At 63.9% G+C, this 26,676-nt stretch carries 22 protein-coding genes; 8 read left to right on the top strand and 14 right to left on the bottom strand.

Annotation, left to right across the window (positions count from 1 at the left end):
* Positions 1-281: 281 nt before the first annotated feature.
* Positions 282-3,557, top strand: coding sequence for a type ISP restriction/modification enzyme (locus tag CRM89_RS28630; protein WP_127516357.1), 3,276 nt, complete (start codon positions 282-284; stop codon positions 3,555-3,557).
* 211 nt (positions 3,558-3,768) lie between these two features.
* On the opposite strand, the gene CRM89_RS28635 is transcribed toward CRM89_RS28630, so the two are convergent.
* Positions 3,769-5,727: an ATP-binding protein gene (locus CRM89_RS28635; RefSeq protein ID WP_098087167.1), complete on the bottom strand. Its 1,959-nt coding sequence runs from the start codon at positions 5,725-5,727 to the stop codon at positions 3,769-3,771.
* 218 nt (positions 5,728-5,945) lie between these two features.
* Here CRM89_RS28635 and CRM89_RS28640 point away from each other — a divergent pair, with 218 nt between their 5' ends.
* Positions 5,946-6,164, top strand: a complete 219-nt coding sequence (locus tag CRM89_RS28640) for a hypothetical protein (protein WP_098086755.1) — start codon at positions 5,946-5,948, stop codon at positions 6,162-6,164.
* A 296-nt stretch (positions 6,165-6,460) separates the two neighbouring features.
* Here CRM89_RS28640 and CRM89_RS32080 read toward each other — a convergent pair whose 3' ends face one another.
* A complete protein-coding gene (locus CRM89_RS32080) occupies positions 6,461-6,586 on the bottom strand; it encodes a hypothetical protein (RefSeq protein WP_256385959.1) in 126 nt (41 codons plus the stop codon).
* A gap of 277 nt (positions 6,587-6,863) precedes the next feature.
* Here CRM89_RS32080 and CRM89_RS28645 point away from each other — a divergent pair, with 277 nt between their 5' ends.
* Positions 6,864-7,508 carry an NUDIX hydrolase N-terminal domain-containing protein gene (locus tag CRM89_RS28645; protein WP_098086756.1) on the top strand — a complete coding sequence of 215 codons (645 nt, stop codon included), beginning with the start codon at positions 6,864-6,866 and terminating at the stop codon, positions 7,506-7,508.
* A 710-nt stretch (positions 7,509-8,218) separates the two neighbouring features.
* On the opposite strand, the gene CRM89_RS28650 is transcribed toward CRM89_RS28645, so the two are convergent.
* From CRM89_RS28650 to CRM89_RS30580, 10 genes are all read right to left on the bottom strand, one after another.
* Positions 8,219-8,773 (bottom strand): GNAT family N-acetyltransferase, encoded by a 555-nt coding sequence (locus CRM89_RS28650; protein WP_098086757.1) that lies wholly within the window; start codon positions 8,771-8,773, stop codon positions 8,219-8,221.
* A 194-nt stretch (positions 8,774-8,967) separates the two neighbouring features.
* Positions 8,968-11,574, bottom strand: coding sequence for a valine--tRNA ligase (locus CRM89_RS28655; RefSeq protein WP_253805110.1), 2,607 nt, complete (start codon positions 11,572-11,574; stop codon positions 8,968-8,970).
* A gap of 74 nt (positions 11,575-11,648) precedes the next feature.
* A complete protein-coding gene (locus tag CRM89_RS28660) occupies positions 11,649-12,572 on the bottom strand; it encodes a glycosyltransferase family A protein (protein ID WP_172964595.1) in 924 nt (307 codons plus the stop codon).
* On the bottom strand, positions 12,569-13,258 hold the full coding sequence (locus CRM89_RS28665) for a bifunctional 2-polyprenyl-6-hydroxyphenol methylase/3-demethylubiquinol 3-O-methyltransferase UbiG (protein ID WP_098086760.1): 690 nt from the start codon (positions 13,256-13,258) through the stop codon (positions 12,569-12,571). The genes CRM89_RS28660 and CRM89_RS28665 overlap by 4 nt, the downstream gene beginning before the upstream one ends.
* 10 nt (positions 13,259-13,268) lie before the next feature.
* Positions 13,269-14,624: a hypothetical protein gene (locus CRM89_RS28670; RefSeq protein WP_127516359.1), complete on the bottom strand. Its 1,356-nt coding sequence runs from the start codon at positions 14,622-14,624 to the stop codon at positions 13,269-13,271.
* A gap of 189 nt (positions 14,625-14,813) precedes the next feature.
* Positions 14,814-15,605, bottom strand: a complete 792-nt coding sequence (locus tag CRM89_RS28675; protein WP_098086762.1) for an SAM-dependent methyltransferase — start codon at positions 15,603-15,605, stop codon at positions 14,814-14,816.
* A 107-nt stretch (positions 15,606-15,712) separates the two neighbouring features.
* Positions 15,713-16,324, bottom strand: coding sequence for a DUF5753 domain-containing protein (locus CRM89_RS28680; RefSeq protein ID WP_098086763.1), 612 nt, complete (start codon positions 16,322-16,324; stop codon positions 15,713-15,715).
* Between the two features lie 183 nt (positions 16,325-16,507).
* Complete coding sequence (locus CRM89_RS28685) at positions 16,508-17,029, bottom strand: hypothetical protein (RefSeq protein WP_098086764.1); 522 nt, start codon at positions 17,027-17,029, stop codon at positions 16,508-16,510.
* Between the two features lie 390 nt (positions 17,030-17,419).
* Complete coding sequence (locus CRM89_RS28690) at positions 17,420-17,743, bottom strand: hypothetical protein (RefSeq protein WP_127516364.1); 324 nt, start codon at positions 17,741-17,743, stop codon at positions 17,420-17,422.
* Positions 17,744-17,892: 149 nt separating this feature from the next.
* Positions 17,893-18,297, bottom strand: a complete 405-nt coding sequence (locus CRM89_RS30580; RefSeq protein ID WP_127516366.1) for a hypothetical protein — start codon at positions 18,295-18,297, stop codon at positions 17,893-17,895.
* 438 nt (positions 18,298-18,735) lie between these two features.
* Between CRM89_RS30580 and CRM89_RS28695 the strand changes: the two genes are divergently transcribed.
* Together CRM89_RS28695 and CRM89_RS28700 are read left to right on the top strand one after the other, a co-directional pair.
* Positions 18,736-19,839, top strand: a complete 1,104-nt coding sequence (locus CRM89_RS28695; protein ID WP_253805111.1) for an XRE family transcriptional regulator — start codon at positions 18,736-18,738, stop codon at positions 19,837-19,839.
* Positions 19,836-20,726, top strand: a complete 891-nt coding sequence (locus CRM89_RS28700) for a phosphotransferase family protein (RefSeq protein ID WP_098086767.1) — start codon at positions 19,836-19,838, stop codon at positions 20,724-20,726. Before CRM89_RS28695 ends, CRM89_RS28700 begins: the two co-directional genes overlap by 4 nt.
* An 85-nt stretch (positions 20,727-20,811) precedes the next feature.
* On the opposite strand, the gene CRM89_RS28705 is transcribed toward CRM89_RS28700, so the two are convergent.
* Both CRM89_RS28705 and CRM89_RS28710 read right to left on the bottom strand, forming a co-directional pair.
* A complete protein-coding gene (locus tag CRM89_RS28705; RefSeq protein WP_098086768.1) occupies positions 20,812-21,582 on the bottom strand; it encodes a hypothetical protein in 771 nt (256 codons plus the stop codon).
* Between the two features lie 194 nt (positions 21,583-21,776).
* On the bottom strand, positions 21,777-22,613 hold the full coding sequence (locus tag CRM89_RS28710; RefSeq protein WP_098086769.1) for a helix-turn-helix domain-containing protein: 837 nt from the start codon (positions 22,611-22,613) through the stop codon (positions 21,777-21,779).
* 810 nt (positions 22,614-23,423) lie between these two features.
* Between CRM89_RS28710 and CRM89_RS28715 the strand changes: the two genes are divergently transcribed.
* Genes CRM89_RS28715 through CRM89_RS28725 form a run of 3 tightly spaced genes read left to right on the top strand, consistent with a single transcriptional unit; the run spans position 23,424 to position 26,571 of the window.
* A complete protein-coding gene (locus CRM89_RS28715) occupies positions 23,424-24,188 on the top strand; it encodes a hypothetical protein (RefSeq protein WP_253805112.1) in 765 nt (254 codons plus the stop codon).
* Entirely contained in the window at positions 24,185-25,432 is a 1,248-nt protein-coding gene (locus CRM89_RS28720; RefSeq protein ID WP_098086771.1) for a cutinase family protein, read from the top strand. The genes CRM89_RS28715 and CRM89_RS28720 overlap by 4 nt, the downstream gene beginning before the upstream one ends.
* Positions 25,429-26,571, top strand: coding sequence for a lipase family protein (locus CRM89_RS28725; RefSeq protein ID WP_098086772.1), 1,143 nt, complete (start codon positions 25,429-25,431; stop codon positions 26,569-26,571). Before CRM89_RS28720 ends, CRM89_RS28725 begins: the two co-directional genes overlap by 4 nt.
* Positions 26,572-26,676 lie beyond the last annotated feature (105 nt).

The raw sequence follows: 26,676 nt of genomic DNA on the forward strand, positions 1-26,676 counted from the left end.
AATCCATCGGACGGGCTGGCGAGGTGCCTTAATGCGGCTCGGCGGAAGCGAGGACCTGCGTCCGCCTCTGGTGCTTCGTCGCTTCCCGGAGTCAGCCACCTCATCGTCCGAGGCACGAGTTCTCCCATACCCGTCCAACTCTCGGTTCGCCTGCCGGCACGAAGAGTGCAGATACACTCTGAGGGTGCATCTCTCGAGTTGGCGCCCGAACGCCACACCGTCCGCCGAGGCCGATCTGGCATCACAGCTTCCCGCATCACTGAGTAGGAGTGGTCAAGTTGGTGGCTGATGCACCATCGTTTGCCGAGGTTGCGGGCAAACTTGCGAAATCCCTGGCGAGAAAAGGCCCGGTCATTGGTGACCCTGAAGCAAACCTACGAACTCCTATCGCCCGGTTCTTAGAACAAGCAGGGGAAGCCCTTGGATACAAGGTGACGCCCTACGACGAGGTGCGTGAGCTCGACGGCAGGACACGGCTGGACTGGGCAGTCGCAGTTAACGATGTACTCACTGGCTGGGTCGAGGTCAAGAAGCCAACCACCGATATCAACCCCGCGTCATTTGCCAAGAGCAGCCACAACTACCGCCAATGGCAAGCACACAAGGAGTTGCCCAATCTTCTCGTCACCAACGGCAAGGATTGGCGGCTATACCGCACTGGCGAACTAGTCGGCGAGCAAACGGGTCTGGAACTGAAGTCTCTACACACCAGCGCAGGCAACGTGAAGCCCGCGCCTAGGTTCGAGGCAACCATCCTCGACTTCTTCGCATGGCAGCCAGCCGAGATCAAGACCGTTTCTCGCCTGGTGTCCTGGCTTGCGCCACTCACCCGGGCCACACGAGAGGCGGTGCGGCTTCAGCTTACGCACGAACGACAAGTTCAGAAGACAGGAGCGGACGTCACTGAACTCGTATTCCTTGGTGCACTGAAAGATTGGCGTGCGGCCCTCTACCCTCGCGCGAAAGACGCTGAATTTGCCGATGGATTCGCGCAAACCGTGACATTCGCATTGCTCCTCGCAGTATCTGAGGGGATATCGCTTGAAGGCGGCTTGTCGCCAATCGGTGCCCAACTTCGTAAGACGAGCTATGGCTTGATGGGCCAAACGCTCGACCTGCTCACCCGGCACATCGGTGGAACGGCAGTCGATGACACGGTGGACACGATCGTGCGTGTTCTGACTGCCGTAAAGTGGGAGACCATCGCAGAGAAGAGTAGTGACCTCTACCTGCATCTTTACGAGGACTTTCTCACCGAGTACGACTCCGAACTACGTGAAAAGAGCGGCTCGTACTACACGCCACTGCCCGTCGTGGAGAGCATGGTGCGGATAGTAGACACCATCCTGCAAGCACATCTTCACCGCGAGCGCGGATACCGTGACCCCAACGTATCAGTAATAGATCCGGCAATGGGGACAGGGACCTATCCGCTCGCTGTTATTCGTCATGTCTCGTCTCAGGCTGTCTCAGAATTCGGGCCTGGGGCCAGCGCCGAGGCTGCCGCGTCAATGGCAGGACGACTGTTCGGCTTGGAATTGCAGACGGGGCCATTCGCTGTGGCTGAACTCCGACTCGCACAAGCCATACATGCGGCCGGGGCCACAATTCCCAAGCAGGGCCTGGGCCTATATGTAGCCGATACGCTGGAGGACCCCCATACTGGCACCGCCGACCTATCATACGACCTTGCTCTAATAGCCCGACAACGAAGCGAAGCCAACGAGATAAAGCGGAACAAGAACATCACAGTCGTAATCGGCAATCCGCCCTACGATGACGCAGCCGGTGGACGGGGCGGCTGGGTCGAGACAGGGGCTGGCGATGGTCAATCCGCGTTACTCGATGCTTTCAAGCGCGGGGTTCCAGGTAACTTGACCCGAAAACTAAAAAACCTATACACCTATTTCTGGCGGTGGGGCGCCTGGAAAGTATTCGAGTCAACTAGTGGAGTCGACCTTCCGCTTGCAGATCAGGGGATAGTATGCTTTATCACCCCACTGAGTTACACCACCTCTGATGCGTATGCAGGAATGCGTGAATATCTTCGACGGACGTGCACGCATGGATGGGTTATTAACCTCAGCCCTGAAGGGCACCTCCCCGATGTCCCGACACGGGTATTTCCAAAGATCAAGACCGAACTCGCAATTGGCATCTTCGCCCGCGCTAACAATTGCGACGAAAATACACCTGCGAAAATTGAATATATCGAGCTTCATGGTCGCAGGACCGAAAAGTTTTCTGCATTGGAATCACTGGGTATCGAATCGGACCAGTGGCGAACGACCTCCGATGGGTGGCGGGAACCATTCACTCCAGCACCATCCGACTCTTGGGTAAACTACCCTAAGCTGGGCGACCTCTTTCCGTGGTCGAATACCGGGGTGACCCCGAGTCGGGGTTGGGTCTCGTCGCCAAGCGCAGACACTCTTTACAGCCGGTTTGTGAACCTTATAACTGAACCCGATAAGGGCAAACGCGACGCCCTATTTCATACGACCGCAACTTGCACACCTTACCGAGGTAAGAAGCGTTTACCCGATGTCTCGCTCGACACCGAACTCCCGCTCGACAGCATTGCAGTCCCTCCAGCCGACATCCCTACCGAGACTATTCAGTATCGGTCTTTTGATTTGCAGCTTATTATTGCCGACGCTCGGTTAATCGACCGGCCATGCCCTTCGCTGTGGGAAGCTAGGGGCGTGGCTGGACAGATATTCCTTGTCGAGCAGCACAATTACAACCCCGGCCGGGGGCCAGGGCTGTTTGCAACGCCATTCCTGCCCGACCAGCATTGCTTTAACGGACGAGGCGGCCGGGTATTGCCACTTTTCCATCCCGATGGAACGCCAAACCTCGCACCAGGGCTAGTGGAAACTTATAGCGCGAAGTTGGGTATACCAGTAACGCCAACGGCTTTCGCTGACTACGTGATTGGAGTGATTGCAAATCCTGCCTACACTGAAAAATTCTCAGCAAATCTGAATTCACCAGGAGTCCGCGTTCCGCTCACGGCGGATTGTGAGCTGTTCAACGAGACCGTTGAGCTCGGGTCGGCGGCACGCTGGTGCATGAGTCTCGGGTCCGTAGGTACACCGCCGAAGGGGGGACAGGCCGAGCAGCCGATGCCTTCGTACCACAGTCCCGTTGGTCGTTCCGTTCCCCAGAATTACTCATATGACGCCGCACTCAACCAGCTTCATGTCGGCCCCGGGGTGTGGGCCCACGTCACTCCCGAGGTGTATGGGTACGAAGTTGGAGGCCGCAAGGTAATCCCGTCCTGGCTCGACTACCGGATCGCATCGATGAATGGATCAGACCAAGAAGGGCTCAACGCCATCGTAGAGTCACGTTGGCTGCCTGAATGGTCTGAGCAGCTGACGACTGTTCTGCGATCTGTAAGTCGGCTGCTGAGTTTCGCGGCCCGTCAAGCAGCGAATCTTGAGAAGATCGCCGAAGGCCCACAGCTGTCCGTTGCAGATTTGAGTGGCAGCGTCCCGCCATCAGATGCCACTCGCAAGGCACGGCGTCGGACCGAGGGAACCTTGTTGTAAGCGGCCTCAAAGCAAGCAATGTGCTTACTCCCTCCCGTACCCGGGGTAACTGGTAGGTTCCCCGAGTACGGCTGGTGGTCTAATCTGCAAGCAGCGGGTCTTTGGGTTGCGGACGGTTGCGCGCGTCGTGTTTCGTCCGATTGAAGGTCGGCCGCTCTACAGAGTGGTGCTGCGCTTCAGCAAGTTCGCGCGCGCAGACTGGGCGGTGTTGTCACTCGTTTGCTACACGAAGGGTCGGCGGCACTACTTGCTCAGGGAAGTTGGTGTTGACATAGTCGATGGCGTGCTCACGCGAAGCGTCGTAGTTTAGTGCATCCCTGAAGAAGCGAAGTTGCTCTTCACGCTCGTCGATCAAGTCGGCCCACGTCTTCACCCAAATTCGCGCGGGTGGGTCCAGGTGGGTCCAGTCGGCCAGCAGGCCTTTGGGATTGTCCTTGATGTCGTTCTGGGTGACCCTGTGTATCTTTGTCGAGATGAGCAAGAAGTCCCAGTGCGACTTGCGTCCCTGGAACTGCGGATCGCTGGTCACCGCGTCAGCATAGGACTTGATCTGCTCAACCTCCTTGGCCGAGATCGTGACAGACGGGCGTTTGAGTTCCACCACTAGGTACTCGGATCGATTGACCGTACGGCCGGTTTGCCCGAGCATAAGATCGACGATCCCGACGGACCCGTCGTCGCGTCGAACTGGTTGGAGCGGGGAGTCCTCGGGGTCACGAATCATGGAAAGGTGTCGTTCAAGGACCGCATCGAGACTCCTGTCGCTCACCATGAGGTCGTATTCTTCGCCGAACACCCAGGTGTTTCGCTCCAAGAGTTTGTGGAGCTGAGTGCGTTCCATGGCGGTCTTGCGCCCCTCGGGGTCGAACACAATCTCTTTCAGGGCCTTGAGGAAATCCAGACGGTTGACGAGTTTGGTATTTGCAGAAATGAGCTCGGTGATCTCTGTTCGGTCGAGCAGGCTCGCGAGTTGCTTGACTTCCGGCTTCGGCAGGTGCATGACCTCTTCAAGCACACGCATCGTCTCTGCTGGCTGACTAGACACCGTGGCTCTGAGTAGAGCGAGGGTGCTGCGCCGACCAACCTCCTGCTTGGGCAGCTTACGGGCGATGGTTGTCGCAACAAAGTCGAAGGTCTCCCGCTCGATCCGCTCGAGTTCGTCTTTCGGCTCGTCAGTGTAGGGATAGTCGCCGTTGTTCTTCCAGGTCTCGACTTGTTCAGCACGGCGCTGGCGATCTCGACCGTGAAAATACTTCTTGATTTCGGTCCGCGCCTGCGTCAACACGTCGCTGATTTCGCCGTGCAACTCGCCCGCGGCGAGTTCCTCTTCCGGCTGATCATTGAAATGGTCCCACACTACGAACGCCGTGTAATTCAGCCCGGGTGTCTGTATCTCTGGCTTGTAAGTCGCCCGAATGATCCCGTTGGTGTCACAGAGATGGATGGCGCGATCGGCGGAATCATGCCATTCGATTATCCGCAGCACGGGGGATTGTCCAGCCTCGTCGGTGAAGTCACTAAGTGGCTTCTCGAACCGGGTACGCTCGGCGGCCTTCGGGTCGAGCTTGGCACCATCAAGGATAATTGCGACTTCAGGGTGCTCAGTGAGAAATACTGAGAAGGTTGCGGTCAGTCGGCCACGAACTCCGTCGGCCAGTAGGCGGGTGATGAATTTCGGCGGATTGAGTGCCTCGAAGACGGTCCCAGTGGTGTCGCCGTCGATAATCAGCTGTGAGTCGGTGGAAAAGTTGGTCGGGTCCGACGCGCTTCCATTGATGACCGTGCGTTTTAAATCCCCCGGTGTGTCAACAGCCGTCGTAGTCCATTTGATGCGCTCTCCGAGCGCGAAACCTCGGATGCGGCCCTGTCCATCGCGGCCGTTCAACCGCCGCTGGGTATTCGGTGAGAGCTTTGCGGTCTTCTTCCATGACCCTCCAAGCCGGCCGAAGTAGGTGTCCACCTCTTCCGGTGGAACGCCGTGACCGTTGTCCTCGATCACGACCCGGGCTACCCCATCAAGACCGTCCGGTTCCACCTCGACGCTGACCGTGGTCGCCTCCGCGTCGAGTCCGTTCCAAACAAGCTCGATCACCGCCCGAACCGGATCGTCGCGGTGTGCGATGCGCAGTACGTAGTCATCCTGCGCGTCAATGTGGAAGCGTTTCGTCACGGAAGTAGTATCGCCGAGGTCGTAGCTCCTCGCAGTTAGATGCGCGGTCGTCGACCTCACCGCGGCGTGCGGGTCGGCCGGCATCCGCAGAAGACTCGTCCTCAACCCCGATCTCGGCCTCAAGCCCATCGCCCCCTACTCGCTCGGCTGGACTTCGTCGTCCTCATGACCAGCCGCCCGGAACCAGCGCCTTCGCCCCCGTCCTCGACAAGATCCGAATGCTGCGTGCCGCCCTGCACAACCGGCACCTCGACAACGTCGAACTCGTCGCAGACGGCGGCATCACCGCCCTCACTGCTCCACAGACAATCGAGGCCGGAACCGACACCTTGGTCGCGGGCAGCGCGATCTTCAACTCCACCGCCGCTGACCTGTCCACAGCCGTCCAGGGCCTCGCTCAACCCGCCCAGAACACCGCCACCGTGCGCAAACGCTGAACATCTCAGAAGGAATCACGCGAACGAGCGAGGTGATCCGAAGCGTGTCGGCTACAGGCTCGCCCAGCACGACACCAGATACCCTGGTGCCGATGCCACCGCGCTACGCAAGGCCCGGCCCGGCTCTTAAACCGAACTCTGTTCCAGCCCAGAACTTTCGGCTGCCCGAGAAGCATCGATTCCGTGACCCAACACAGGACGAGCCCATGGTGTCACACACGCCCAAGGCGGTTGTGATCGACATCGTGACCGAGGCAGACGAGCAGACCCCTGGATTCGCTGACAGCCCTGCTACCTCAGTTGTCCGCCACCGCAGCACCTTTGACCCGAGACCGCCTGGAGCCGGACATCGATTCACCGGCGACGCGGCTGCTCACCACACGCGTCGACGGCACGATCGTCGGCGCGCTGGCATTGGTCATGTACTCGATCCCCACCGGGCTGCGCGCGTATCGAAGATGTCGTCGTCGACCAAGCCTCACGCAGCCCGGTGCTGGACAAGCACTGACCACAGCTGCGCTGACCATCGCGCCATGGAGCGCGCACTGTCAACCTCACATCGACGCCGACGAAAGCCGCAGCCGATACACCTGTACCAGCAACTCGGATTCATCGCACGCCAGTCCACGACCTACCGTGTGAACCCCTGACAGAGGTCGAACCGTCACGTCGCAACGCCGACCAGACCGAAGGACACGTATGGACAACGCTCAACCGACGGCCGAGGCCCAGATCCGCCAATATGCGATCGCTCTGGCCGCCCTCGCTCACAACGGCCTCGTCTTCGCCACCGACGTCTTCGACCGGCAGCGCTACGAACAGGCAGGACAGATCGCTCCGGACCTGCTCACGCTCATCAGCAACAGCACCGTCGAGAACCTACACAAGAACGTGTTCCTCGAAGACGGGTACATGACCCCCAAAGTCGATGTCCGAGGCGGCGTCTTCGATGACGAGGGCCGCATCCTGCTCATCCGCGACCGCAGCGACGAAAAATGGACTCTGCCCGGCGGCTGGTGCGACGTCCTGGAACCCCCGTCGCTCGCGGTCGAGCGCGAAGTCGAGGAAGAATCCGGAATCAACGTGCGCGCCACCAAACTCGTCGCGCTGCACGACCGCGACGTACAAGGACACCAACCCGCGTTTCCCTACCACGTGTACAAGCTGTTCTTCCTGTGCGAGAGCGTTTCCCACGGCCAACCCAGCCCGGTCGAGACCATGGAAATCGGCTGGTTCGACACCGACAACCTGCCCGAACTGTCGACCACCCGGGTACTCGACTCCCAAATCCGCCTTCTTCACGACCACTGGAACAAGCCAGAACTCCCAACTGCGTTCGACTGACGAACCGTCATCACCCCGGCTACATCGCGACCGCCGCCGTAGTCCGCCCGGATACGCGACTCGTCGCTGCTGGGCGATCCGCGATACCAAGAACCCCCACCGCCCGTCGAGGAAGGTGAGGGTTACTTGGGTATCGGAAGGCTTGACATAGTTGATAGCTTCCAGCGTTGAGTCTATGCAAACCCGCCCGAACGCGCCTATTCGCTTCCCTGAAACGGGCGCGTTCCGAGGTAGCTGCGTCGGGCTCGCTCTCCGGGTCACCGTGCTCGCCGGGTAGTCGGCTGAAGCGGCCACAGGCCGCGACGAAACGCGAGGGAACCGTTTCGTACCCGGTCACGTCTAACCAGGCATGACACAAAACCAGCACGTAGTGATTCGGCCGGTGCCGCAGTACGAACCGGCGCTGGAATCTGAACCCACCTGCAATCCCGCCGCGAAGTGGGAACAGCATCTAGCCGTGCTGGAGAGGCCCGAAGACCCTGACCGGTAGTAGCTGGCCAAGGGTGCGCTGCCGTCCTGTCCGGACGGCAGCCGCGACCCTTCTCGCCCGAGGCCGGGTCAAGGGTGCACATCTCAGATTGTCGGGGTTCGGAGTGTAGCCACTATCACTGCCCCACCCAGTTCGATGACACCTTCGCTCACTAGCTGTCCAAAGTCCCAGGTCGGGCGCGTTCTTATATCTTCGATGTGACCAGCCGACCTGAACACACTCAAGTGGACTGGTCACTGCGGCCCTCGATACGCCTACGAAAATGCAGCCTGTCCGCCTCGCCCGGCACATGCTCGGTCCAGAAGCACTCGTATCCGGCCTTCTCGATGGCACTCAAGCTGTCAGGGTTGTTGGCGCGGATCATGCAGCGAAAGGATCGCACCCCTCTGGCGACCTCATGCTCGCTGATGGCCTGCTTGGAGGCCGAAGCGTACTTACGACCACGGTGGCTCAAGTCGATGTATGTCGCTGTCCCCAGGCAGGGGTAATCGGTGGGGTCTTCCGTCTCAGCGCTATCAGGATCAGGTTGGTCCTGGATCGACGCGAAGACCACTCCCACCGGTTGATCGTCAGCGAAGATGACCCAATTGTGCTGCCTCCTGGATTTTCCGGGACGAACTTCATTACCGAGGTGGACTCCAGTTTCGACTCCAGGTTCGTAACCGAGAACGAAATCCGGCGCAACCTGCTTCGCGAACTCCTCGGTGCCCGCCCAGGTGCGGACCTTCGATTGGACAGCCTCCGGGCACTCGGTGAGGTAGCGCAATTCCACCATGAAGGCGACCGTACCGAACTATCAACACTGCGGCTGCGGATCCTCAGCATGGAGACAACCTGCAGGCAGCGTGGATCTCATCGTGCCGTCTACTCGAATTGGTTCTGAAGAGATCTCGTGCTCATCTGGGACAAGGTTGTATGGCTCAGACATCCGACAGCCCTCGTACGTGACGAGGGCTGTCGGTTCGTGGGCTATCCCAGCAGCGCGGTGAGCTGTTCGCGGATTCGCTGGGCTGCGGTCTCAGCGTTGTGGTGTCGGTGGCGGATTCCAGCGACGATGTGGTCGGGTGCTTTCGACAGGAAGGCGTCGTTGTTCAGCTTCTTCTCGGCGGCTTCGATTTCCTTGAGTGCGCCGGCGAGTTCTTTCTCAAGGCGACGTTTTTCGGCCTCGACGTCGATTGCTTGCGACAAGTCGAGGCTGACGCGTGAATCGCCGACTGGCAGCGTGGCGGTGGGATCGAAGTCGGGGGTCGGGGGATCGAGGCGCAGCAGTTGCCGGATGGCTGCCTCGTGGTCGGCCAGTGCCGCGGTGAGGTCGAGTTTGGCGGGCACCCGCTGGCTAGAGCGCACACCCTGCTCGGATCGGAACCGGCGAACATCGGTCACGAGCTGCTGGAGCTGAGCCACCGTAGCCTCGGCCCCGGCGTCACGGAAACCGGAATCTTGCGGCCAGGATGCGATGACGACCGATTCTTCGCCGGTGAGGGTTGTCCACAGTTTCTCGGTGACGAACGGCACGAGCGGGTGCAACAGTCGCAGCAAGGTGTCGAGGACGTGCCCGAGGACCCTGCGCGACGCCTCGGCGGGCGGACCGCCTTGGGCGAATACAGCTTTGGACAGTTCCAGGTACCAGTCGAAGGTTTCGTCCCAGGCGAAGTGGTACAGCAGGTCGGACAGTTTCGCGAACTGGTAGTCCTCGAAGTAGTTGTCGACTTCGGCGATCACGGTGTTCAGACGCGACAGGATCCACCGGTCGGTGACCGACAGTTCCTCAGCCGGGGGGAGCGGCCCGCTGGTGGTGGCGCCGTTGAGGAGGGCGAATCGGCTCGCGTTCCACAGTTTGGTGGTGAAGTTGCGGCTGCCCGCGACGGTCTCTTCGGCGATGGGTGCGTCGGTGCCGGGGTTGGCGGCGCGGGCGAGGGCGAAGCGGAGGGCGTCGGTGCCGTAGGCGTCCATCCAGTCGATCGGGTCGACCACGTTGCCGAAGCTCTTGGACATCTTCTTGCCGTGTTTGTCGCGCACCATGCCGTGCAGGGCGATCTCGGCGAACGGAGGTTGTCCGGTGGCGTAGAGCCCGAACATCATCATGCGGGCGATCCAGAAAAACAGCAGGTCATACCCGGTGAACAGCACTGTGTTCGGGTAGAACTTGGCGAGGCTTTCGGTCTGGTCGGGCCAGCCCATGGTCGAGAACGGCCACAGGGCCGAGGAGAACCAGGTGTCGAGAACGTCGGGGTCCTGGGTCCAGCCCTCGGGAGCGGTGTCGTCGGGTCCGACGCAGATGGTCTCGCCGGTGGAGCTGTACCAGATGGGGACGCGGTGTCCCCACCACAGCTGGCGGGAGATGTTCCAGTCGCGCAGGTTGTCGACCCAGTCGAAGTAGCGACCGGCCAGCTCGGGTGGGTGGATGGCGACGCGGCCGTCTCGGACGGCGTCACCGGCGGCTTTGGCCAGCGGTGCGACTTTGACCCACCACTGCATCGACAGGCGGGGTTCGATGACGGTGCCGCAGCGTGAGCAGTGTCCGACAGCGTGGGTATAGGGCCGTTTCTCCGCGACGATGCGCCCCTCGGCGCGCAGGGCGGCGACGACAGCGCTGCGGGCTTCGAGCCGATCGAGCCCTTGGAACGGGCCGGGAGCGGTGATGATCGCGTGTTCATCCATCACCGTCAGCGAGGGCAGGTGGTGGCGTTGGCCGATCTCGAAGTCGTTGGGGTCGTGGGCTGGGGTGACTTTGACCGCGCCGGTGCCGAATTCGGGATCGACGTGCTCGTCGGCGACGACGGGGATGCGGCGCCCAGTCAAGGGGAGTTCGATCTCGCGGCCGACGAGGTCGCGGTATCGGGGGTCGTCGGGGTGCACGGCGACAGCGGTGTCGCCGAGCATGGTTTCGGCGCGGGTGGTCGCGACGACGATCTCGTCCTCGCCGTCGCCGTAACGGATGGACACGAGTTCACCGTCGAGGTCCTTGTGGTCGACCTCGATGTCGGAGATCGCGGTGGCGCAGCGCGGGCACCAGTTGATGATGCGTTCGGCCCGGTAGATGAGCCCGTCGTCGTAGAGGCGTTTGAAGATCGTCTGGACCGCGCGCGAAAGGCCCTCGTCCATCGTGAACCGTTCGCGGTCCCAGTCGACGCCGTCGCCGAGGCGGCGCATCTGGTCGGAGATCGCGCCGCCGGACTCGGCCTTCCATTGCCAGACGCGTTGCTCGAACGCTTCACGACCGAGGTCGTGGCGGGAAAGTCCCTCTTTGGCGAGTTCGCGCTCGACCACGTTCTGGGTGGCAATGCCCGCGTGATCCATACCGGGCTGCCACAGGGTCTCGTAACCCTGCATGCGTTTGCGGCGGGTGATGGCGTCGATCTGGGTGTGCTCGTAGGCGTGGCCCATGTGCAGGCGGCCGGTGACGTTCGGTGGCGGGATGACGACGGCGTAGGCGGGTTTGTCGCTGGCGGCGTCGGCTGTGAAGTAGCCGTTGTCTACCCACCGTACGTACAGTTCGCCCTCTAGTTCTACCGGTACGAAGGTCGTCGGCAGGGTGGTGGGGTCGATGCTGTCTGTGCGGTGGGTTTCGGTCACGGTGGACCAGCATATTGGCTGAGCATCGATGCTTTCACGGCCGCCGGTCGGAGTCGGGTTCGGGTTGGGCTCGGTCATGGAATCCCCAGCACGTTGATGGGACTGCCCAGGGTGGCTTTGCGGCCCCGGGCGAGGGTCAGGGCTTGGTCGAGGTCGACTGCGGCCATGTGGAGTAGATCGGTCAATCGGTCGGGTTTGCTCGCGCAGACGAAGCCGGCGAGTTCGGCGGCGGGCCGGTTGTCGGCGAGGATCGTCTGGAAGTAGTCGAGGTTCTTCTCGACGGTGAGGCGTACCGCCTGGAGTTCATCGACCTGAGCGACCGACAGGCGCGCGAATCGGGCGTGCACCCGGTATTCGTGGAATGGGCCCGGGATGCACGCGATCGTGTTCGGGTGGCCGCGCCGGTGCCGGGCGGCGAGCAGGTCGATGGCGAAAGACCAGTCCTGCCATTTGCGGATCCGAGGGTCGTAGCCGCCCGCGGCGAGGGCGTCAGCGCGCCGGTACACGATCGACATCGGCGCGTGGTGTTTGCGGACCAGTAGCTCTTCGCGGCACGGGTATGCCGAGATCGTCAGGCCCTGGAAGGTGCCGAACATCTGGGAGTAGGTGTGGACGAATGCTAGATCGGGCTCGGACTCCAAGAGCCGGACTGCCCGTTCCGGGTAGCTGCCAGTAGCGAGGAGCGTGGTGTCGTCCGCCAGTCGGTCGTCGGAATCAAGCGGAAGGACATACGGGTATTGGGCAGCATCCAGCCCGGCGTTGCGGGCCGCCTGCGCCCCCTGGTTCTCGCCGAGTCGCACCACGCGAACCTCAGGCAAGGCCGAACATGCATCGAGGCTGGCCAGGGTGTCTGGGTCGTCACTTCCGTCATCGATGACCACGACCTCGCCGCGGAACGACAGCCGTTGTCGGAGTGTGGATTCGACGGCTTCGCGCACGAAGTTGCCGGTGTTGTAGCAGGGCACGATCACGGTGAGCCCGAGCGTATTTCGGCTCATGAGCGGACCTGGTTGTTGGTGGTGCGGTAGGCGCGGACGGTGATCTTGTTGGCCTCGAAGTAGTTGCCGGGGGAGTCGGTGTTGCGTTCGCAGTGCCGAGTCAGGCTCATGTGGCAGCTCCATCCGTGGTAGAGCCGTTCGATGGTGGTGCGGAAGGTGTCGGCGGTGTAGGCGGCTTCGTTTTCGATCAGTACCCGGCGGCCCTGCCTGTCGGTGCGCGTGATGTCGGTGAACACTTCGAGAAAGTGACCGGTGCCAACGGTTGCTCGCTGGACGCAGCGGGTCAGGATTTCGCGGACCTGGTCCTGTCGTAGGTAGTGCAGGACGTCCTTGGCTATGACGACTCCGAATCGTTGTCGCACGGGGTAGTTCTCGATGCGTTGCTGGACCAGTTCGATCCGGTCGGCCCAGTCGTCGGGGCCGACCAGGCGGGTGCGCATGATCTCCGTCGGGACCTGGTCGACGGCGACGACGTCGAAACCGGCGCGGGCCAGGGCGACGGTGTAGGTGCCCATGCCGTAGCCGAGGTCGAGCGCGGTTCGCGGTGTGTGCGGATCGAGGGCGTTCAGGAATCCGGCGAACCGGTCGGACACTGGTGCCGACAAGCGCTCGGCCGTTGCCGCGTGGCTTGACAGCGCGGCGAGATAGAAGGCGGTGACTTCCTTTTGCGAGCGTTCTGTGCACATAGGTTTGCTCCTAGAATCCGTCGACTTCCACGATCTGGCCGGGTATCCGTAGCGATAGCGCGAGGGCCTCGGTGACGCGCATGGGCAGGTAGTGGTCTTGCAGGCGGCTGCGAGTTTCGGTGCCGCGCAACCAGTTCTGCATCAGGGCGCGGTTGCTGTCGCTGTGGAAGAGTCCGTCGAAGGTCTCGCGGGTGACGTATTCGTCGGCGGTGAGCAGCGAGGCGTTTGCGCGGGTGAGGATTTCGGCGACCGCGCCGATCTTGTCGGCGTTGGGGCCCCGGGGGACGTCGTAGCAGTGAACGTGGACCGAGTACAGCGTTGAGAGCTGGGCCTCCAGATCGACACTGCTGGTCCGGCCGTTCTTGTTGTACACCCCGTCCGGAAAGGTCGACCAGTTCCGGATCGATGGTGTCGTCTGCTCGAAGGACAGCGTGCCCAGGGTGATTGTGGCGTCAGTGTCGGCATCGACGAGCCGGAACGTCGAGGTGATGTCGGTCTCGCCGAAGCGTCGCGGTTCACGTCGCAGCACAGCGCATTTCGCGTGGCCGCCGAGCAACTTCGTCGCCCGCGAGGACACCCTGCTGCCTTGGTCGGCGGGAAACGCCCCAAACGAGCTGATCTGCAACCGCAACGGCCGACCAGCGAAGAGCAGCTTGTTGAGTGCAAGGACCTGCACGGCGAGGTCGATGTAGTGGTAGCTGCCGTGCATCAGCATCCCGTACCCGTACCGGTAGGGGTGGTCGTCGCGGGTGACGAACTCGTGCTCGAGATTCCAGACACCACCTGCGGCCCGTAGGTGGAACGAGGTCACCGGCGCCCGCCAGGCGAGCATCCGTTCCCGTAGTGGTGCGATGAGCCGATCGTTGTAGATGCTGTGATAGCGGCTCAACGTCATCACCGAGTGCCGTGACCGCTTGGCCGAGGCGCCTGCGATCAGCTCGGACATGGTTGACGAGATCTGGGTGGGATCGAATGCGCCCGCGTTCATCGGAGCCAGGACTGGTTTCTCCACCAGCGAGGCGATGCCCTCTTCGACGCAGCGGCGCAGATACGGCTCGTGCGAACCGACCTCGGTGGCGATGTAGGCCAACATCGGCAGCCCGGGAACCCGCAGGAATCGCAGCGCGGTGAGTGCGGAATCGAGAGCCAGTGCGCGATCGCCTCGATCGGCCTGGACGAAGAACTTCATGCGCGGCTGCGGATCGGCGCCGAGCAGGCGAGCCTCGATCACCTCACGCTCGGATTCGAGGTCAATCAGCGACCAGGAATCAAGATGGCCCTCGTCGATTGCCGTTTTGATCACGGGCATGTACTTGTTGCGGACGATCTCGTCGTATCCGATGACGACCAGCTGGTGGATGCTCATCGAGTCCTCCATTCTCACGCGGCGGTTCTCGATGTCCGTCGCCTGGTAGGTGGGCCACCAACGGCGTCTGCGTGCCGGTGGGGCGTTGAAGGGTGTGAAGCGTGATGGCTTGAACGTCCGATCACCGCGCCGAGGGGCGAACGACAAATCGGAAGGTCTCGCTCGTGGGAGTGGCTGACGCTCCTTCGGCTAGCTCTGACGGTGGCCAACGGCGGCGTAGGCGCTGAGGTCGTACTTCGGTGGGTGAAAGGCCTGATGTGCCAGGTCGCCTATGTCTGGCCGCCAGTGGTGCGGTGCGACCAGGCCGGGCTGCAGTAACTCGTAGCGGTCGAGCATCGCGGTCACCGTTGCGCGGTCGCGCGGCTGATAAGGGAGCCCGTTTCGGACGAGGTTCTCGGCCGATCTACGGACTTCCACGCTGAAGACGTCGTCGGTGAGGTGGCTGAAGATGATCCAGGTGTTCGCTGGGAGTCCGCTGGTCAGTTCCGTGAGCACGTCAGTCGCGTTGGGCAGGAGTTCAGCGGTGCCGGACAGACACAACGCGATCGGTTGGTCGAGGTCGAGGAACCCGGTGATCTGGTCGAGAACGGCGGCGGTGTCGGTGATGTCGACCAGGGCGAAGCGGCGGTCCAGGCTGCGTTCGAGCAGGGCGCGGGCGTAGACGGCGACCAACGGATCGTGATCGAGGTAGAGAACGCGCCCGGTCTCGCCGCGGTGCGTAGCGGCATCACCCACGTCCGGAGGCAGCGGCATCCCGCAGCCGAGGTCGACGTACTGGTGCACACCGTGTTCGGTGCTGAGGACATGGACCGCGCGCAGCAGGAACCGTCGCGCCTCGCGCAGCGCGACGACGAACCTCTTGCTCACTGTCGCGGCGACGACACCGTCTATGTCGTAGTTATCCTTGCCGCCGAGCAGCTTGTTGACCACACGGGCGCTGCTGGGCACGTCGTAACGTAGCGCGACGCCAAGATCGGCCATGTCGAACAACTCCCGTGATGAGAAGGGGGCTGCCGGGCCCGACCCGTTCTGGCCGTGACGAGGGATACGGCCGAGCGGCGGTCGGGCCCGGGCAGCGGGTCAGGTGGTCAGATGCCGGGGCCGATGTGCTCGGCCAGGGCACGGTCGAGCAGGGCGCGGGCGTGCTCGCCGTAGAAGGCCTGGTCAGCGAGCAGGTCGAAGGTGCGCAGCGCGAGGGCGATCTCGTCCGCGCCTGTGGTCTCGACCGATCCGGTCACGGTCTCGATCGCGACTGCGGTTTCGTCGTGGATGACGAAGTTGTCGGCCTGGCCGATGAATTCGGCGTCGAGAGGGATGATGCCGATCTCGACGTTGTCGCGGGTGGTCAGGATGTCGCCGAGCTGGCGGATCTGCGCCGCCATGATCGCGTGGCTGCCGACGGTGCGCCGCAGCGCAGCCTCACCGATCAGCAAGTGAAAGCGGTGCCCGGGGGCGTCGAGCACGGCCTGGCGCTGCATCCGTGCGGTCGCGGTCGCCTCGCTGTCGTCGGGCAGGCCGAGGGCGGCGCTGCACTTAGTCAGGATCGCGCGGGCGTAGTCGAGGGTTTGCACCAGACCGGGCAGGATCTCGGGGCTGTGGCTGCGCTGGTATTTGGTCTCGGCTTCGATGTCGATCAGGCTGCGCTGCAACGTTTCCAGACCCGTGTTGTCGGTGGCGTCGTACCAGCTGGAGTAGGACATGATCTAACCTCTATTCTGCTTTTCGGTGGTTCGGTAGGCCGATGGAAGTCCACCGGGAGTGGTTGCTGGGTATTGGGGTAGCGCCCCCGGAGGTGCCGGGGCCGTGCCTCCGGGGGCGGTTCCCCACCCTCGGGTCGACCGGCCGGGTGCCCGGCCAGGGAACGACCCGAGGTATTCGGGTGGTCAGGCGCGGGCGATGGAGCTGATGCGGGTCGTCCCGTCGAGGTTGCGGGTGGTGATGATCTGGCGCGGTGCGAATGGCTCGCGGTCGGGGTGGTATTCGGTGACGGTGACCGCCCACAGGTCGGCGTCGCCGAGGCTGACCAAGGGGGAGATCGTGACGCAGTGGTGGGTGCCAGCCGGTGTCGCGTCGATCCCGGCCTGCAACCGGTCACCAGAGCGGAGCAGGGCGTCGTCGGTGAGGAACCGGCGTGCCTGCTCGGCAGAGCGTTGTACGTAGTAGGCGTAGTTGAAGCCCAGGATCGCGCCAGGGCCGGTTTCGGTGTTACCCGGCCCGAAGCCGGTCACCACACCCGATGGGGAGGTGATCTCGGCACAGGTGAAGGTGGGCGAGCCCGCGGTGCTCTCGGGCGCGGACACGATCGCGATCGTGGTCAGGGCTGCGAGGGTGCCGAGTACCGTCGCAGCGATCCAGCGGCGGTTGTGTGAGCGAGGCGTGGCAGTGGTGTCGAATTTGGCATACATGGGGATGGGGATTCCTTGGCTCGGGCGGGTTGTCGGGGGTGGCCCCGGAGTCGCCGGGAAACAACTCCGGGGCCGCCTCGGCACGGGGCCACGACCGGGTGAGACGTCTCGGGTATCTCGCCGGGTCACGTGCGGAGGCCATTCGGGTTGGTCGGGGCCATGACGACAGGCGTCAGGGCTGGAGGTAGAGGCGTTCGTTGGGCAGCCGGGGCAATCCGGTGCACCGGCCGGGGTATACGGCGACGGTTCCAGGGCGGTGGGCAGCCACGTCGCAGACGAACACCAGCGCGGCGGTGATACAGGCAGCGAATTCCATTCGGACGTTGGACATCAGGACCGTGAGACGAACGTCGGGTTCGTCCGGACGCGGCGACCGCCTGCTGTCGGAGCTCATCGCCGAGCCGTTCTGGGCAGGAAGGCTCGCGCGCACTCGATCACTACTTCGCCCGAAGGCCGGAAGGTCCCGGTTGCCGGCGAGATCCAGGTGCGGATCATCGACGAGTCTGGGACGGGGGAGGGCAAGGCGATGTCTCCGTCCCGGATGACCACGACGCGCGCCTGCCACAACTGCGCGACAACGGCAGGGTCATCGATCGGGCGCAGATCGGCTCTAACCAGGAAGGTCCACATATCCGCCCGGGGGTGGCCGATGATGGAAAGCGGCGCAACCCCGCGCACGTCGAGGCTGGTCTTGACGCGCTGAGCGAGCATCATTACCGCACCGATTAGCCTCCCTGCCTGCATCGTGATCCGTCCCGTGTCAGGGTCGACCACTGTGGGCAGCGAGCAGATGCGACGGTAGAACTCGCAGCGAGAGCGTGGTGTCTCGGCGAAGGCAGCAGCCGGAGAAGCGCTTTGGGACATTACAACCACCCGTCTTGAATCATCGCCTCGAACACCCGAGTCAGAACGGCAGGCGTCGGCTTGGGAACGGGCAGGGTGTATGCCTCGATCGCGAGCGAGTGGTCATCGCATCCCGGCGAAGACTGAGCGGCGGCGCAGACCAGACCGGCGTTTTCGAGGTCAGCGATGCTATCCAGCAGTGTTTGTCGGCCCTGAGTCTCACGATGCTGACTGGACAGGCTGGATGTCGAAGGCACGGGAACGGGCTCGCGCAACGAAGGGCCGTCGCATGCGACGACTTCGCGGTCGGGCACGCAATCGGTGTTCTGATCGCGTTGGTACTGGGAAATCGGACCGCTATCAGGCGACTGGGACTGGGAGCACGGCCCATCTTCTGAGGCGTGGTTCAGGATCGTCCTGCTCATCAATCCCCCTGGTAGGGCCCGGCGGGTGTCACACTCGACCGCTGCTCGAAGACTCGGGTAGCCGGAGTGGACCTGCTGCAATTGGGTAGGTCACGTCCAAGCATCCAGCGTCGAAAGCGGCAGGAAGAGGGCAAGTTATGGGGCAGATTAGGGCGATGACAACGCGCTCGCTGCGTTGCGTTTGCCGACTACACTCAATGGCGTCCCCGTACTCCACGCGGAGGTGCCGTGCCCCCGAACACTCAGTTGCAACAACGCAGGGAAGGCACGCCGTCACGGTTTGTGCCAGGACAGACGATGACGCGGGCTGAACTGGCTGACGCGATCAATGAGCACGTATGGCAAACAACTGGCATACGGCGCGACTTGGATGCGCATGCAATCGCGAGATATGAACGAGGAGTTGTGCGTTGGCCGAACGCTGACTACCGCCGCGCGATGAATGACATCCTCGGGGCGTCGGACGCTGAACTCGGGTTTGTCGCCTCCCGCCGTCGCCAGCCAGATGAGGGGCAACCCGACGGCACGCTTGCGGTGAACCTGTTCAGCCCGTTTGGCCCGTCAGCTGATCCGACGGCAATGGTGACTTTCTCTGATGCCGAAAGCTCGCGACCCGCTCGAGTTGGCAGTAGCGAGATCAATGCGATCCGCGCCGCTACACAGACCGCCGCAGAGACGGAGAACCTTCACGGCGGGGGTTCATCAGCAATTGTCATCGCGAGCCGCGAGCTGACGAAGTTCGCGCCGTGGGTGCACAGCTCGGTGAGCGCTAAGCTGCGCCGTTCCCTATTTGAGGCGGTCGGTAACCTGAGCAGCGTCGTAGGCTATACCGCGTTCGACGCGGGTGAGTTCCTTAATGCCGACCGCTGTTTCCAATTTGCCTTATGGTGTGCAGATTCGGCTGGATCATGGGACCTGCGGGCGAGTGCGCTCGCTGATATGGCGCGGCGGTCCGCGTTCGTTGGTGACCCTGACAGCGCACTCTCCCTGATTGAACTCGCACAGGTCCGATCCGACCGCTTGGCCTTCACCGTTCGGGCGATGCTGAGTGCCATGCGCGCACAGTACTTTGCGGCCTTGGGCCGTAGCGGTGAGGTGGTAGGTGAGGTTGCCCGCGCGGACGAGCTCTTCGCAGCTCGGACCCCCGACAGCGACCCACCGTGGATGTGCTTCTACGACACTGCCGAACATCTCGGAAGCACAGGGAAAGCACTTGCGCTCGCAGCCGAGGCGCTGGACTCGATCGACGTCGCCGCACCTAGGCTTCGCTACGCCATCGACATGCACGGCTCCGACTACCTGAGGTCGCGCACCTTCTCAGAGATCCGACTGGCTGCGCTGACGATGAAGCTCGGAGACCCGCGCGAGGCGGCGGCGCTCGGATGCGAAGCGGTAGAGCACAGTCGGACGCTGAGGTCGGCGCGCATCGCAACCGAACTTCGTGGGCTGGCGGCTGTGGCAAGTACTCACCGTCGCATCACTGACGTCGGCGAGTTGCGAGCGATGATCGCCGCCACAGCACCACGTAGGCGAGCGAAATGAACAGATCCGAAGCTGCCGAGCGGGACGCGCGGGCCATTTTCAAGCAGGCGGCGGCTAGAAGCGGCGTCGATCCGACGCACGCGGAACTCGTACGGGCCGGGTCGAACAGCATCTTCGTGGTCGACGACCTCGTTGGTCGGGTCGGCAAGGTGGGGTCGGCGGACTCGGCTTTGCGGGAGTTGCGTATCTCCCAGTGGCTGAACGCATCTGGCTTGCCCACGGTTCGAGTCGCTGACGTGGCGAATCCGATTTCGGTGGTGAACGATCGTCCGGTGACCTGGTGGGAGCGTATTCCGGACCATCGCGCGGCGAGCACGACTGAACTCGCAACCGTGCTTCGCCGACTGCACGCACTCGCGCCACCGACGACATTTACGCTTCCGGAGCACCAGCCACTCGCCGGCCTGCGTGGAGTCATCACGTCCGCAGATGAGCTCGGGAAGAACGACCGTGCATGGCTTCTGGAACACCTCGACACTTTGTCCAGCAGGTATCTGGCTCTCGGCGAGCCGATGCAGCGCAAAGTGATTCATGGCGATGCCTGGCAGGGCAACGTCGTTGTTCCGCTCGACGGTGTCCCGATAGTTGTTGATTTGGACCGTGTTTCGTTGGGCCGCCCCGCATGGGACCTCATTCAGGTAGCTGCTGACCGCACCGACTTCGACCGCTTGTCAGAAGGCGACTACCGATCGTTCGTGGATGCGTATGGTGCTGACGTCACTACCGACCCGGCCTTCCGGCTGCTTGCCGACATTCAAGAGCTGCGGTGGGTTGTCTTCGCCCTGTCGCAGTCCTCGAGCAGCGAGAGCGCAGCAAACCAGGTACGGCACCGGCTGGCGTGCCTCCGCGGAGAGATCGCACGGCCCTGGCGTTGGGCCGCACTCTGAATTGCCCGTGCCGCTGCCTCCCTGGCTGTGCGTCGCGCCGATGGGACTCACCGCGGTTGCACGGGGGTTGTCGGCGCGGTGCGTTTCAGCAGGCGATGGCGCGTGTGTTGTAGAGGCCGTGGACGGACAGGATCTCGAAACATGCTCCGTACTGGTCGATTTCGAGGTTCAGCTGGATCGGGTGCGCGTCGCCAGGTGGATGGAGACGGAGTGGGATCGCGCGATGCCAGTTGTAGCTGACCTGCAAGGGTGTGGCGTCCCATGCTTGCCGGAACCCGGGGTTGTCGCGCAGCGTCCGGAACAGTGCTTGTGCTCGGGGTGAATCGCGGTAACGGCCAAGCGCGGCGCGCAGGTTGCGGATGTTGTAGGGCAGGTGTTCGTGCCAGTCCTCGATGAGGTCGCGGGCGGTGGGCGAGAACATCCACCGCACGATGTTGTGGTCGGCGTCAGCGAGGCCGGGCATGATCCGGTAGAAGACCTTGTTGCAGTGCAGGACGTTCTGGAGTGGGTCGAGGTAGGCGCCCATGACCTCGCATCGGTCGAGGTAGTCGAGGTGGTGGTGGACGCCGTCGTTGGTGAGGTACCGGCGCAGGCCGTTGATCGGTGGTAGCTCGGCGGCGGGGTGCAGCAGATCTTGCAGGTGTCGCTGTTGGTCGGGGGTGAGGTCGTCGAAGAAGGCGAACAGACCCTTCTGCACCTTGGGTCCAGGCTTGGTGCGGGTCTGAATGATCTGGTTGAGGCGGGAGATGCCGAATCCTGCTTTGTTGGCGGTGGATTCGCGGGATAGCTGGCGCTTGTGGCGCAGGAATTCCAGCGTGTCGTGGAAGTCGGGCATCCCGGATAGCACGAGGGACATGTCAGTGGTCTCGCTTCTGCGGCGGGATCAGGACGATGGCGACGGCGAGCGCAGCACACGGTGCCGGTGGCTGTCGGTGTGGATCTGTTCCGAGATGGCGGGTGTGCTGGGGGTTGCTGGTCATGGTCGGGCTCCTTCGTTGGGATGTCTCCGCCCGGGGCTTCCGGGGGAGTGGTCGTAGTGCGATGGAGGGGTCAGGTGTCGCTGCTGGGCTGCTCGTACGGGTCGGGGTAGACGAAGCAGAACCTCAGGTCGGGAGGGCCTTCTGCTCCGACGCCGAGGTGGATGCGGATGGTGCGTTGCTCGCCGGTGTCGGGATCACGTACCTGCAGCGGCTGCACGGTTTTGTGGCCGTAGGCGACCTCGATGCTGTCGGCCCATCTCTGCCGGAAAGTGGTTGCCGCGCTGAGCTTCTCGTGCAGCGTTCGTGCGCGGGGACTGTGCCGGTAGATGCCGAACTTCGCGCGCAGAGACGCGACCATGTAGGTAGCGGCGGCGTCCCAGTGCACGAGGAGAGGCTCGGCGGTGGGTGTGGTGGTGCTGGGGTGGAAGAACCACTGGCTGAGGTTGTCGTCGTAGTCGGCGAGCTCGGGCAGCGTGCTGCGGAAGCGCTCGCTGGCGTAGACCACGTTCCACAAAGGGTCGAGATACGCACCGACCAAACCTCGTTCATCGAGACGACGCAACGTCGTGCGGTGCTCGCAGGCGACGGGGCGGGCTCGTAGCTCCTCGATCGAGGGCAACGGTAGCGGCGGCCCGGCGAGTTCGCGGGTGTAGCGGGCCTGGGACTCGTTCATGCCGAGCCCGGTGATGAACTGCTCGAGCACTGTCGGCGAGGCCGAACGCTCTCCGCGTTCGATCTTCTTGATCAGGTCCTCGCTGACCTGGAGTCGGCCGGCGGCCTCGGCCCGGGTCAGGCCCCGCGCCTCGCGGACTTGTCGGATCCATCGGCGCAGGTCGGGTAGCTCGGATGTGGTGCGGCGGGCCTTGCCTCGCCGCGGTCGCCGGGTCGAGCCGGTCCGCCGGTTCATGTGTCAAGCCCCTCCTATTTGAGTCTTCCGTCGCCCCTCCACCACGCGATAGGCTGAAGAGTTAACTCCCCCGAGTTGATTAACTTCTACCAGAAAGGGAACAGCCCGGCCACCGATCATTCACTGTGACCTGGCTGACAATTAGCTACGGACCTCCGCGCGGGGCGCGCGGAGCGTTCTGGGCACCCTTTCCCCGATGCGGGACACCCGCCGGAAAATTTCTTTGGTGACACTTTTTGTCCCTGTTTCGCTGATCGGCGCAGGCCACCGTGTGTGTGCGTGGTGGTACAGAAAATGGTACCGATTTTTGTCCCCGTCAAAAGGGTGGCGCACCAGTGGTTTTCGGGGTTGTGATGGTGAGGCAATCGCTCCTCCTCGGAAAGGGAAGTCATGGACCTCTACACCATCCTGTCGGTTCTCAGCGCCGGTGCGTCACTGGTCTCGAACGTGCTGGCAATCGCCACGCAGGTGCTGCCGTTCTTCTGATCTAGGCTGATCATTTTTTGACTACTCAAAAGATGATCAGCTAAGCCTCTCGGCTGCGGTCCCCGCCGGGAGCCGGGAATCTCCCGGCGGGGACCGGCAACTTCATTCGCCTCAAAACTTCCTATTACTTCTCTGCTTCATTCCTTCATTCCTTCCTTTATCTGAAAGGAGTCATTTGTCATGTCCAAAAACGGTGCTACATCGTCAGCGGTCGTGTCCGTCGGGCCGCTCTACGGTGCCGGAGGCCGGTGCATTCGCCGAGGCCATGAGGGCTGGATGCTGTGGGGTGGCCGTGCGGTCGCTGCGGGTGTGGTGCCTGTGCTGATGGTGTTGGCGGTCCAGCCCGCGAGTGCGATGGCGCCGTTGGCCCCGGTCGCGGATCAGCCCGGTGTCACCGCCCCGGCCCAGCCCGGAACGACCGCTCCCGCACCGCCTCCGGCCCCGGTCGAACCGGAACCGCCGGTGTATGTCGAACAGCCACCCGAGATCCGCAACGGGCCCGAACCGCGCCCGGAGCCCTCGTCTGCGCCCGCCCCGCCGGTGTATCTGATGGAGCTGCACTCGCCGGAGCCGGTGGAGCCGGTCGCGCCGATCGAACCGCCCCCGGACACGATCCGGATCGGGACGGCGGTGTTCCCCGATCCGGAGTGGTTGCCGCCGGAGGTCGGCGACACGATCAACACCGTCAGCGCTGACCTTGAAGCCCAGGCCGCGACGTTCCTCGACTCGGTTGGGCTGCCCGCCGGGCGCTCGGACCGCGTCGCCGGTGCCACCGTCGCCGGAGCCGGAGCGGGTGGCGCGATCGGCGGCGCGCTCACCGGTGCACCGGCGGCAGCGGTCGGTGCTGTCGTGGGTGGTCTCGCGGGAGGCACGATCGGCGGGATCGCCGGAGCCGCGATCGGCACCGTGATCGCGATCCCGGTGATCGGCACCGTCACCTCCGGTGTCGCCGGTACCGCGTTGGGCGCGGCGGCCGGGGCAGCAGCCGGGGCAGCCGTCGCGGGTGTTCCTGCCGCCGCGATAGGTGCATTGGTCGGTGGCACGGTCGGTGCTGGGTTCGGCGCCGGGGTGGGAGTCGGACAACCATGATCGGTCTACGCCTGCCCACCACCGTCGTCACCACCACCGTTCTCGCCGGTGCCCTCTGCTTGTCCTGCGTGGGTCCGGCGACGGCGCAGCCCGAGGTCGCCGGCCAGAGCTGCCCGGCGTTGTGGATCCTCGGAGTCCAGGGCACCAGCGAGTCCTCCCCAGGCGCGTCGGCGACCGCTGACTCCGGCATGCTCGGCCACCTGCTCGGCCCCGTCGCCGCCGACGACCCGAACCTGGTGCAACGCACCTACATTGCCTATCCGGCCTCCTTCGGGGGAGCGCCTGGCACCGGTGGCGGCACCGATCCGTACTCGGCCTCGGCCAATGCGGGCCTGAACGCGCTGCTGTCCGCATCCGAGGATGTCGCCGCGACGTGCCCAGCAACCTCACAAGCGGTAGTCGGATATTCCCAAGGCGCGCAGATTGTTTCGGGGTTCGCGCAGATGGTCGGGGCCGGGGAAGGCCCAGTGGCGCCTGCGCGAGTCGCCGCGGTGATCCTGTACTCCGATCCCGACCGCGCGCCGGGCTCCCCGGTCATTACGGGCCGCCCCGGGCAGACGACCCCGGACCCAGTCCCCGGCACTAGCGGGGCAGCGGTGTCCCGGATCAACCTGACCAGCGCTGTCGCCTCCGGTGGCGGGATCGCTACCAGCGCCGGGGTCGACTACGGTGCGCTCACCGGCAGGGTCGCCGACATTTGCGTCGAGGGCGACCTCAGCTGCTCGGCACCCGACCGAGCCGCCATGCTGCGCGTCGCGGCCCAGCTCGCCGCCCAGGCCGACCTGCGCGACCCGATCGCCGCCGTCGCCTCGATCCAAACCCTGCTGTCGAGTGCCCTCGGTGACGCCTGGACCACGGTGGTGCTCGACGACTTCCAGATCGGACCAGGCACAATCGCGTACGTGCCCGCGGCGAGTCTGGCGCAGCGGCTCACCGATGCCGCCGACTCCCGCACCCCTGCACCGGGCCCAGCTGAGATCGCCGCTGCGAACGCGCGGTGGGCCGAAATCTCCGCCACTGTCGCCGCCAACCCGCTGACCACGTTGCCGCCGCTCGCGGCCGGATTGTCGGCCGCCTGGGGCCAGCTCGTCGCGGACAACGCCGACCTGATCGATCCTGCGGTGTGGTTGCGCTACACCGACATTCCCGCCCGCCACACCGGCTACGTCGCATCCGGGCACATCGCCAGCGGGGCCGCGTGGCTGACCGCCGCTGCCCACGACCTCGCCGGAGCCAACCAATGACCATCAGTGACTTCTACACCACCCCCGTCCTGCCCGAAGGCGTCCGCCCAGGCGACATCGTGCGCCTGCGACCGGTGTTCGTCCCGCAGCTGGCGGGTGCGGCCGGGGCCTGGCAACTGGTCTACGTCTCGAGCGATTCCCGCTCGCAGCCGATCGCGGCCTCGGCGATCATCTTGATCCCCGAGGCCAAGCCGAAACCGGGAACCGGCGCGATCCTGCTCTACTGCCCGCCGTTTCGCGGACTGGGCGGCCACTGCGCGCCCTCGCAACTGCTGGCCACCGGTACCGAGTACGACCTCGCCGGCATCGACGCCGCACTCGCGCGAGGCTGGGTCGTCGCCGTCCCCGACGGGCAAGGACTCGGTGCGGGGACGGGCCCGCACACCTTCCTCGCGGCCCGTGCGGCCGGTGCCAAACCCGTGCTCGATCTGGCTCGTGCGGTCTACCGTGCCTCGGACCTGGACCTACCGGTCGCACCAGTGGTTGCGTGGGGATATGCCGACGGCGGCCGGATCGCGGCCGTCGCGGCGGAGCTGCAGCCCTGGTATGCCCCGGAGGTCGACCTGCGTGGTGTCGCCGCTGGGGCGGTCTTCTCCGACCTGGCGGTCCTGGCCCCGTTGGTCGGCCGCAACACCCGCACCGGACTCGCGGGCCTGGCGTTCGCCGGGCTGATCGGGTTGTCCCACGCCTACAACCAACTCCCATTACGGCACGTCCTCAACGAAGCCGGGCTCGTCGCCGCCGCCGAGGCCCGCCACCTCACCGTCGTCGAACTCTTGCAACGGTTCCCCGAGCCGCTGGCCCACTGGTGCCGCGAACCCGATCCGTGGAATGACCACTGGTGGCGACGCGTCCTCGCCCTGGAATCTTTGGCCCATGTGAAAACGGCTGTGCCGCTGCACCTTTACCACGGTGAGCTGGATCTGGTGGTGCCGGTGCGCTCAGGGCGGCGCGCCATGATCGCCTACCGGCAACGTGGCACGAACGTGGACTGGCGCGAGTACGACGGCGACCACCGTTCCACCGCGCACTGGGCGATCTCCGATGTCCTGGCCCGGCTCACCGAGGACATCGCCACCGGCCCTGTGCCCCAGCCGATCCCCGCGCAGGGCGAGGCCGAGGCCAGGCGAGGCGCGTGAGCCGCCCCTGAACCCCTCCGGGGGAACCCGCCCACACCCTGGCACCCCCACTTCCCCCACCCCAGGGTGCGGGCGGGCCCCGGAGAACCCCCGATGTGAGGCGAG

This window comes from Nocardia sp. FDAARGOS_372 (genome assembly GCF_002554515.1).
GTDB classification, from domain to species: Bacteria; Actinomycetota; Actinomycetes; order Mycobacteriales; family Mycobacteriaceae; genus Nocardia; species Nocardia farcinica.

Bases quoted from the DNA above. Each gene is read 5' to 3' on its own strand.
- CRM89_RS28640 (WP_098086755.1), top strand. From the start codon at position 5,946: ATGCTGCGTGCCGCCCTGCACAACCGGCACCTCGACAACGTCGAACTC.
- CRM89_RS32080 (WP_256385959.1), bottom strand. From the start codon at position 6,586: ATGACCAATGCCAGCGCGCCGACGATCGTGCCGTCGACGCGTGTGGTG.
- CRM89_RS28645 (WP_098086756.1), top strand. From the start codon at position 6,864: ATGGACAACGCTCAACCGACGGCCGAGGCCCAGATCCGCCAATATGCG.
- CRM89_RS28650 (WP_098086757.1), bottom strand. From the start codon at position 8,773: ATGGTGGAATTGCGCTACCTCACCGAGTGCCCGGAGGCTGTCCAATCG.
- CRM89_RS28660 (WP_172964595.1), bottom strand. From the start codon at position 12,572: ATGAGCCGAAATACGCTCGGGCTCACCGTGATCGTGCCCTGCTACAAC.
- CRM89_RS28665 (WP_098086760.1), bottom strand. From the start codon at position 13,258: ATGTGCACAGAACGCTCGCAAAAGGAAGTCACCGCCTTCTATCTCGCC.
- CRM89_RS28670 (WP_127516359.1), bottom strand. From the start codon at position 14,624: ATGAGCATCCACCAGCTGGTCGTCATCGGATACGACGAGATCGTCCGC.
- CRM89_RS28675 (WP_098086762.1), bottom strand. From the start codon at position 15,605: ATGGCCGATCTTGGCGTCGCGCTACGTTACGACGTGCCCAGCAGCGCC.
- CRM89_RS28680 (WP_098086763.1), bottom strand. From the start codon at position 16,324: ATGTCCTACTCCAGCTGGTACGACGCCACCGACAACACGGGTCTGGAA.
- CRM89_RS28685 (WP_098086764.1), bottom strand. From the start codon at position 17,029: ATGTATGCCAAATTCGACACCACTGCCACGCCTCGCTCACACAACCGC.
- CRM89_RS28690 (WP_127516364.1), bottom strand. From the start codon at position 17,743: ATGATGCTCGCTCAGCGCGTCAAGACCAGCCTCGACGTGCGCGGGGTT.
- CRM89_RS30580 (WP_127516366.1), bottom strand. From the start codon at position 18,297: ATGAGCAGGACGATCCTGAACCACGCCTCAGAAGATGGGCCGTGCTCC.
- CRM89_RS28695 (WP_253805111.1), top strand. From the start codon at position 18,736: ATGAATGACATCCTCGGGGCGTCGGACGCTGAACTCGGGTTTGTCGCC.
- CRM89_RS28700 (WP_098086767.1), top strand. From the start codon at position 19,836: ATGAACAGATCCGAAGCTGCCGAGCGGGACGCGCGGGCCATTTTCAAG.
- CRM89_RS28705 (WP_098086768.1), bottom strand. From the start codon at position 21,582: ATGTCCCTCGTGCTATCCGGGATGCCCGACTTCCACGACACGCTGGAA.
- CRM89_RS28710 (WP_098086769.1), bottom strand. From the start codon at position 22,613: ATGAACCGGCGGACCGGCTCGACCCGGCGACCGCGGCGAGGCAAGGCC.
- CRM89_RS28715 (WP_253805112.1), top strand. From the start codon at position 23,424: ATGGTGTTGGCGGTCCAGCCCGCGAGTGCGATGGCGCCGTTGGCCCCG.
- CRM89_RS28720 (WP_098086771.1), top strand. From the start codon at position 24,185: ATGATCGGTCTACGCCTGCCCACCACCGTCGTCACCACCACCGTTCTC.
- CRM89_RS28725 (WP_098086772.1), top strand. From the start codon at position 25,429: ATGACCATCAGTGACTTCTACACCACCCCCGTCCTGCCCGAAGGCGTC.